The 7,687-nt window shown below is 72.4% G+C and carries 10 protein-coding genes; 4 read left to right on the forward strand and 6 right to left on the reverse strand.

Going from position 1 to position 7,687, the window contains the following annotated elements:
* Positions 1–30 precede the first annotated feature (30 nt).
* On the reverse strand, positions 31–702 hold the full coding sequence (locus GT030_RS13500; RefSeq protein ID WP_161201323.1) for a response regulator transcription factor: 672 nt from the start codon (positions 700–702) through the stop codon (positions 31–33).
* The gene (locus tag GT030_RS13505) at positions 699–1,916 is read right to left on the reverse strand and encodes a histidine kinase (RefSeq protein ID WP_161201324.1); all 1,218 of its coding nucleotides are present in this window, start codon (positions 1,914–1,916) and stop codon (positions 699–701) included. Before GT030_RS13505 ends, GT030_RS13500 begins: the two co-directional genes overlap by 4 nt.
* A 177-nt stretch (positions 1,917–2,093) precedes the next feature.
* Between GT030_RS13505 and GT030_RS13510 the strand changes: the two genes are divergently transcribed.
* The gene (locus tag GT030_RS13510; protein ID WP_346009631.1) at positions 2,094–2,534 is read left to right on the forward strand and encodes a hypothetical protein; all 441 of its coding nucleotides are present in this window, start codon (positions 2,094–2,096) and stop codon (positions 2,532–2,534) included.
* On the opposite strand, the gene GT030_RS13515 is transcribed toward GT030_RS13510, so the two are convergent.
* The gene (locus GT030_RS13515; protein ID WP_161201325.1) at positions 2,458–2,973 is read right to left on the reverse strand and encodes a DinB family protein; all 516 of its coding nucleotides are present in this window, start codon (positions 2,971–2,973) and stop codon (positions 2,458–2,460) included. The genes GT030_RS13510 and GT030_RS13515 overlap by 77 nt on opposite strands.
* Before the next feature lie 83 nt (positions 2,974–3,056).
* Between GT030_RS13515 and GT030_RS13520 the strand changes: the two genes are divergently transcribed.
* A complete protein-coding gene (locus GT030_RS13520; RefSeq protein ID WP_161201326.1) occupies positions 3,057–3,737 on the forward strand; it encodes a Clp protease N-terminal domain-containing protein in 681 nt (226 codons plus the stop codon).
* A 3-nt stretch (positions 3,738–3,740) separates the two neighbouring features.
* On the opposite strand, the gene GT030_RS13525 is transcribed toward GT030_RS13520, so the two are convergent.
* On the reverse strand, positions 3,741–4,568 hold the full coding sequence (locus GT030_RS13525; RefSeq protein ID WP_161201327.1) for an alpha/beta hydrolase: 828 nt from the start codon (positions 4,566–4,568) through the stop codon (positions 3,741–3,743).
* Between the two features lie 110 nt (positions 4,569–4,678).
* Between GT030_RS13525 and GT030_RS37120 the strand changes: the two genes are divergently transcribed.
* Positions 4,679–4,801, forward strand: coding sequence for a putative leader peptide (locus GT030_RS37120; protein WP_267881274.1), 123 nt, complete (start codon positions 4,679–4,681; stop codon positions 4,799–4,801).
* A 114-nt stretch (positions 4,802–4,915) separates the two neighbouring features.
* Complete coding sequence (locus GT030_RS13530; RefSeq protein ID WP_161201328.1) at positions 4,916–5,785, forward strand: glutathione S-transferase C-terminal domain-containing protein; 870 nt, start codon at positions 4,916–4,918, stop codon at positions 5,783–5,785.
* Positions 5,786–5,866: 81 nt separating this feature from the next.
* Here the strand turns inward: GT030_RS13530 and GT030_RS13535 are convergent, their stop codons facing one another.
* Positions 5,867–6,655: an N-formylglutamate amidohydrolase gene (locus GT030_RS13535; protein WP_161201329.1), complete on the reverse strand. Its 789-nt coding sequence runs from the start codon at positions 6,653–6,655 to the stop codon at positions 5,867–5,869.
* A 15-nt stretch (positions 6,656–6,670) separates the two neighbouring features.
* Positions 6,671–7,687 (reverse strand): homoserine O-acetyltransferase (locus tag GT030_RS13540; protein WP_202460058.1); only part of this gene is annotated, 1,017 nt, incomplete at its 5' end.

A 7,687-nucleotide genomic window follows, 5' to 3' on the forward strand; every position in this document is an offset into this window, starting at 1 on the left:
TTCCGGAGCGGCGGGCGGCAGGGGGGTGCTCTATTGGCCTCCCGCCCCCAAGTAGTGCAGGACGGCCAGTACCCGGCGGTGGTCTGCGTCTGCCTTGGGCAGGTCCAGCTTCATCAGAATGTTGTTGATGTGTTTGGCGACGGCGCTTTCGCTGATGACGAGTTGGGTGGCGATGCCCGCGTTGGAGCGGCCTTCGGCCATGAGGGCGAGGACTTCGTGCTCGCGGGGGGTCAGGCGGGTCAGCGGGGTGTTCGTGCGGCGTACCAGGAGTTGGGCCACCACTTGGGGGTCCAGGGCGGTGCCGCCGTTCGCCACTCGGCGGAGGGCCTCGATGAACTCCTCAACATCGGCGACCCGTTGCTTGAGGAGGTAGCCCACGCCGCTGGTGTTGGCGGCGAGGAGGTCGGTGGCGTAGCGCTCCTCGACGTACTGGGAGAGGAGGAGCAGGGCCGTGGAAGGGTGGGTGCGGCGAATGGTCAGTGCGGCGCGTACCCCCTCGTCCGAGAAGCCGGGCGGCATACGGACGTCCACCAGCGCGAGGTCGGGGCAGTGCTCCTCGACCGCGGCCAGCAACCCCTCCGCGTCGCCCACCTCGGCGGCCACTTCGAAGCCGGCCATCTCCACGACCTTGGCCAGGCCCATCCGCAATAGGACGGAGTCCTCGGCGATCACCGCGCGTCGCACAGTGGACTCTTCGTTCATGGTGCCGGGCACGGCAACTCCACGCTCATCATGGTCGGTCCCCCTACAGGACTGCTCATCCGGAATGTTCCATCGACCGACCGCACCCGCTGGGCGAGCCCCGTCAGGCCGGTTCCGTCGGCGGGGTCGGCGCCGCCCAGGCCGTCGTCCGTGATCGCCACCCGCAGTATCCCGCCCATGAGGGTGACCGTCACATCCGAACGGGTCGCCTCCCGCGCGTGCTTGGCGATGTTCGCCAGTGCCTCGGAGACGACGAAGTAGGCGACAGCTTCCACCGTCGGCGCCGGCCGCCGTGGCAGGTCCACCCGCAGCCGTACGGGCAGCGGGGCGCGGGCCGCGAGCCCCGACAGGGCGGCGTCCAGGCCGAGTTCGTCCAAGACGGCGGGGTGCAGTCCGCGTACGAGGTTGTTCAGCTCCTCGATTGCTTCCTTGGCCTCCCGGTGTGCCGTTTCGATCACCTCACGCGCCTCTGGCGGCAGGCCCACCAGTGTGGCCTTGGCCAGACCGAGGTTCAGTGCGAGGGAGACGAGGCGCTGCTGCGCGCCGTCGTGCAGATCCCGCTCGATACGCCGCCGTTCCGCGTCCGCCGCGTCGACCACCCCCGCCCGGCTCTCGGTGAGGTCCTCGACCCGTCGCGCCAGGTCCTCCTCCCTGCTTCGGCCCAGCAGGGAGGGACCGACATGGCTCTCGAGGCGAACCAGGGCGGCGGCCAGGGCGGGAACGGTGGCCAGCGCGACCAGGCCCGCCGCGCAGAGATACGCGGCTTGCGTGGAGAGACCGAGGTGTTCGATCCGCCATTGCCACGGTAGGGCGTAGACCCATACCGGGGTCAGTGACGCGGCCGCTCCGACCGCCAGCAGTCCTGCCACCAGCGCTTCGAGCCCGCCCAGCAGCGCACCGGACAAGAAGTGGTAGCCGAGCTGACGCCATGGCCGCCGCCATCCCGGCCGGGGTATGTCGAGCCCGAGAAACCGCCGGAAACGCCAGTGCTGGGCCACGGTCAGCGCCGGTACGCAGACCGCTGTCACCACCGTGGAGACCCCGAGGAGGACCGGCGCGCCAGCGTCTCCTCCCACGACGCACTCCCAGACGAGGCCAAGGTCTGTGAAGACCAGAAGCCCCATGAGGAGGTGAAGCGGTGCCCCCAGGGCGAGGAAGGAGATGTCGCGCGTCAGGCGCGTAAGCGCTCGCCGCAGCCGGGGCGGGATCTTCATGGGTCCCACCGTAGGCGCCGGTCCAGGTGGTCATCCATGCATCTTCCATCCCTGGCTGGGGTGCAGCCAGTGCCACCCCGGGACGGACAGCGGTGTTACTGACTCCGCTCGGCGGACACCCGAGGGTTGATCGCGGGCCCGACGGTCGGGTTCCCGCAGCCGGAAGGAGTCCCGGACGTGGCTCTCATCTCCCGCACCTCCACGGGCAGCGCTGTTCACGCCCGCGTACTCATGGGCGCCGGTCTCGCCCTGCTGCCCTGGCTCGGCTACCTGGCCGGCACCCTGCCGCCCCCCGAGGCAGCCGCCTGGGTCGTTCTCGACGCGCTGGAGGCCACCGCCCTGCTCACCGCCGGGAGTCGCCTGCTGCACCACGACCCCCGCCACCGCGCCCCCGCTGCCGCGGCGGCGGTACTCCTCCTCGCCGACGCCTGCATCGACGTCGCCACCTCTCCACCCGGCCCGCAGCTGGCCCTCGCCGTAGCCATGGCGATGGTCGCGGAACTTCCGCTCGCAGCCCTGTGCGTGGCGCTGGCCGCACGCCCTACATGCCGGTCCGCCCGTCGACCAGCTCGCGTACGACGTCCAAGTGACCGTTGTGCCGGGACGTTTCCTCGATGAGGTGGAGGAGGACCCAGCGGAGGTCGACGTGGTCGCCGTTGCTGATGGGGCGTTTGGCGGGGGTGCTCAGGTCGTGGGTGGAGACGAGGTGGCGGTAGCGGGCGCTCTGGGACTCGTAGTCGGCCAGGAGTTGGGGCAGGGGGATGTCGACCGCCGTGCGCATTTCGGGGTCGGGGTCTTCGTCGGTGGCCTCGGTGAGGGGGCCTGCCGGGTCCTCCCCCAGGAACATGACTTCGAACCAGTGGTGTTCGACCCAGCGCAGGTGGCTGATCAGGCCGCACAGGGTCATCAAGGGGGAGTCGGGGAGCGGGGCCCGGCGGGCGTCTTCGGGGGAGACGCCCTCGCACTTGGCTCGCGCGGTGTCGCGGGCGTAGTCGAGGAATGTGGTCAATTGGGTGCGCTCGTCCCAGGTGGGAGGCGTGTCGGTCTGCCGAGTCATGGCGGAACCGTAAGCCGGACACCCGCTCCCGCGCACGTCAATTTCTTCTTGACGCTCCATCGTCGTCAACTTAGTCTTGACGCATGAGTCCACTCGACATCAATCTCGCCGACCTGATCGCCCGACTCGACGAAGAACTCCCCGACGCCGGCGACCTCGCCCACGTCAGCGAAGCGCGGCTGCGGGCGCAGACCCTGTCCGATCTCGGGGATCAGCTCATCGACCACTACGTGAGCAAGGCCAAGCGGTCCGGGGCGTCCTGGACCGAGATCGGGGACGCCATCGGGGTGTCCAAGCAAGCGGCGCAGCAGCGGCACGCGCCGACGCCGTTCGAGCGGTTCACCCACCTCAACCGGCACGGCATCGTGCTGGCGCAGGAGGCCGCGCGGACGCACAGGCACGACGCGATCGGCACCGAGCACCTGCTCCTCGGCCTGCTGGGGGAACCGCAGGGCCGGGCGTACGAGACGCTGCTGGCGCGGGCCGGGTCGGAGCAGCGGGTGCGGGACGCGGTCGCGGCGGTGCTGCCGCCGACCGGGGCAAAGGCCCTGCGGGGGCACATCGCGTTCCGCGAGGAGAGCAAGGCGGCCATCGAGCGGGCGCGGGACGCGGCGGCCGAGCTGGGTCACGACTGGGTCGGCACCGAGCACATGCTGCTGGGGCTGATCCGCGTCGAGGACAGTCCAGCGGCCCAGGTCCTGCGTGAACTCGGTTTCACGGCCGAGGAGTTGCGGGAGACGGTCGCCGCTCGGGGCGAGCGCTAGGCGTTACGCGTTCCAGAACGAGGTCAACGCCTCGATCACCGCTTCGGGTTCGTACACGTTCGGCGAATGGCCGCCGCCCATGATCTCCGTGTAGCGAGCGCCCAACCTCCTTGCCATCGCGGCCGCTTCACGCTCCGGCCAGGTCTCCTCGGGAGTGCCGAACACGACCGACAGGGGAATGCCGCAGCCGCGCAGCGCCTCGGTGCGGTCCGGCTCGGTGATCATCTGCTCGGCGGCCAGGCGCAGGGCCTCCGGGGCGTTGCGGGCCCAGCGGTCCGAGAGGAAGGAGAGCACCTCCTCGGAGATCCCGCCGTCCTCCGGGCGGAGGAACGGCCACAGATCCGGGACCGGAGTCGTGCGCAGGGCGTCCAGCAGGAGGCGCAGACGCTCCCGTGTCGACGCCGACACGGCCGCCGGGCCGAAGTTCAGCAGCGTCAGCGAGGCCCAGGTGTCCACAGCGGAGTCCAGCACGGCCAAGCGCGACACCAGCCCCCCGTACGAGTGCCCCACCAGATGTACCGGCCCGAGCACTCCCGCCAGCGCGGTCACGTCCGACGCCAGATCCTCCGGCGCGTACGACGGAGCCTTGGACGCCGGGCCCGTCTCGTACTGGCCCCGCTGGTCGATGGCGACGACCCGGTAGCCCGCCTCGGCCAGGCCGGGCAGCAGCGGCAGGAAGTCCTCCTTGCTGCCGTTGAAGCCCGGCACCAGCAGGGCCGTACCGCGCGGGGCCGGGGGAGCGGCCGTGAACGCGGCGAAGGTTCCCCGGTCGGTGTCCAGGCGCACGCTCCGGACGCTGTCGGGGCGGGCGATCGAGAGGATCTGGCTCATGGAGGTGATGGTACGTAAGGCCCGTCCCGGGGATGGACCCCCTCTTGACGCGGCGTCCGGCGCGGGCCGACACTCCAAGCCGGGGAAGTCCAGCGAACAGGTGGGGACGCATGACGCGCCTGGAGACGGTGACCGGCCGCAGCGGCCGCACGCCGTTGCGCGCCCCCCTCCTCACCTCCCGCCTGCACATCGACCTGCTGCGCGTGTGCAGCGCCATCGGACCGCGCCTCTGACCCGGGCCCTCGCCCGTCCACGCGCCCTCCTCGTCACTCCTCGCCCGACGTCAGCCGCCGCTGTTCCCGCAGGCGCGCGCCCGCGCGCGCCCTCGCCCCTGGGGAGACGTACGTATGCCCATCACCGCGCCGACCGCCCTTCCGACCGTCCGGCACAGCTCCGCCTTCCGGGGGCGGCTCGGCCAGGACCCCCACAGCGGCCACCACGCCGTGCCGCACCGCTACCGGCTCCACCTCTCCACCGCCGACCCCGACGGACTGCGCCTCGCCATCGGCCACAGCCTGCTCGGTCTCGACACGAGCTGTCCGGTCACCCTGCTCCCCGCCGTCCCCGACGCCCCGGACGGCAGCCACACCGCGCTCCGCCCGCTCTACGAGGCCAGCGCGCACCGCTACTCCGGCCCGGCGCCCGCCCCCGTGCTCAGCGACGCCTGGTCGGGACGGATCGTCAGCACCCACGCGCCCGACATCCTGCGCGACCTGGACCTCTTCCCGCCCGCCGGTGGCGACCCGCTGCGGCCCTGCGGCTGGGAGTCCACCATCGACGCCGTGGAACGGCTCTGCGCCGAGGGCATCGAACAGGCCGCGCAGCGGGCCGGCCGCGCCGACGAGGACCCGGCCGGCCGGGCCGCCGCGCTGGAGGTGCTCCTCGACACCCTGTCCCGGCTGGAGCGCCGGCTGACCGGGGAGGAGTACCTGGCCGGGGGCCGGCTCACCGCCGCGGACATCGACCTCTGGGTCTCCCTGGTCCAGCTCGACACCGTGCACCGCTGCCACCTCGACGCCTCCGCCGTGCACCGGATCACCGGCCTCACCGCGCTGTGGTCGTACGCCCGCCGCGTCGCCGCCCACCCCGCCTTCGGCACCCACCTCGACCTCGACGGCATCGCCCGCCGCCACCACGGCCACTGCCAGGGTCTCGAAGCCGCGGGAGCCGCCGTGCAGATCCTCGACTGGGCGGCCCACGCCAACAGGAAGAACTAGGGGGTCTCTCCCCGATGTTCGCGGGCCCGCAGCCCCTCGCGGACGCGGCGGGCTGATCCGCGAAGACCGGGAAGACACCCCCTAACCCACCGCGTCCACCAGAACGGCCAGGGCGCCCGCCAGCCGGTCCAGGCCCGGTCCGGGCGGGCCGCCGGGCTCGGTCATGTACGTGTCCCGGCGGATCTCCACCATCAGCGCGCTCACCCGCCGCTCCCGGCCGTAGTGCGCGAGGGGCACGTACGTCCCGCTGAACGGACTGTCCAGACCCGTCTTCCCGTACGGCGAGAACGCCGACCGCGCCGCGGCCGTCAGCCCCGGCGGGGTGTGGAAGGCGTCCGTACCGAGGCACACCGCGGGGCGCGGCCCCTCGCCGTGCAGCTCGTACGGCAGCGGGCGGGACGGGTAGGAGTGGACGTCGATCACCACCGCCCGCCCGGTCGCGGCCAGCCGGTCCGACACCGCCTCGGTGATCGCGCGGGCGTACGGCTCGAAGTACCGCTGGATCAGCGGCCCTTGGTCGGTGTCCTGGGCCCGCAGGGGTTCCCGGTGCGTGGTGCGCGTGTACACCGCGCCCATGCCCACCGCGCGCATCTCCTCCCGCTCGTCCGGGAACCGCTCCGGGTCCACCACCAGCCGGGACAGCCGGTTCACGAACCGCCACGGCCGCACCCCTGCCAACTCGGACGCGCGAAATGCCAGTTCCGCTGTGTGCGCGTCCGTGATGTGGTCCAGCTCCCGCTCCAGGGCGACGTCGTCGAGCAGCAGCCCCGCCCGCACCTCCGCCGGGACGGCCCGCGCGGAATGCGGTACGTGCAGCAGCACCGGTGATGCCGGGTCACCCGGCAGCAGCTCGAACGAAGGCTCGGACACATCGGCTCCCAGGGATCAGCGCAGCAACTCGGCCACCAGTCTGCCAACCTGCTCCGTCTCGATCAGGAACCCGTCGTGCCCGTACGGCGACTCCACCACCCGCACCGCGTCCGCCGACGGGATCAGCGCGGCCAACTCCCGCTGCTGGCACAGCGGATAGAGCCGGTCGGAGTCCACCCCGGCCACCAGGGCCGACGCCCGCACCGCCGCCAGCGCCGAGCGTGTACCGCCCCTTGCGCGCCCCACGTCGTGCGCGTTCATCGCCTCGGTCAGCACCACGTAACTCCCCGCGTCGAAGCGGCGGACGAGCTTCTCCGCATGGTGGTCCAAGTACGAGCCCACCTGGTAACGACCCCCGTGCCACGGGTCCTCCGCGCCCTGCGGAGCCCGGCCGAACCGGGTCTGGAGTTCCGCCTCCGCGCGGTAGGTCACGTGGGCCAGACGGCGGGCCAGGCCGAGTCCGTCCACCGGGCCGCGGGCGGCGGAGTGGTAGTCGCCGCCCCGCCAGTGCGGGTCGGCCCGGACGGCCCCCAACTGGACCTCCGCCCAGGCGATCTGCTCGGCGCTCGCCGAGGCGGTCGTGGCCAGCAGCAGGAGCGCGCCGACCCGCTCCGGGTACGACACCGCCCACTCCACCGCCCGCATACCGCCCATCGAGCCGCCGACGACCAGCGCCCACCGCTCGATCCCGAGGGCGTCCGCGAGCCCCGCCTCAGCCGCCACCTGATCCCGCTGGGTCAGGAACGGGAACGCCCCGCCCCAGGCCCGGTCGGTACCCGGCCGGGGAGAGGCCGGGCCGGTGCTGCCCTGACAGCCGCCGAGCACGTTCGGCGCGACCACGAACCAGCGGTCGGTGTCCAGCGCCCGGCCCGGACCGACCAGCGCGTCCCACCAGCCGGGCGTGGGATGCCCCGGACCGGCCGGACCGGCCACATGGCTGTCGCCGGTCAGCGCGTGCAGCACCAGCACCGCGTTGGACCGGTCCGGCGCGAGCCGCCCCCAGGTCTCGAACGCCAGCCGCACGCCCGGCAG

Origin of the sequence: Streptomyces sp. SID1328 (assembly GCF_009865595.1) — a bacterium.
In the GTDB taxonomy this organism is placed as follows: domain Bacteria; phylum Actinomycetota; class Actinomycetes; order Streptomycetales; family Streptomycetaceae; genus Streptomyces; species Streptomyces griseoluteus.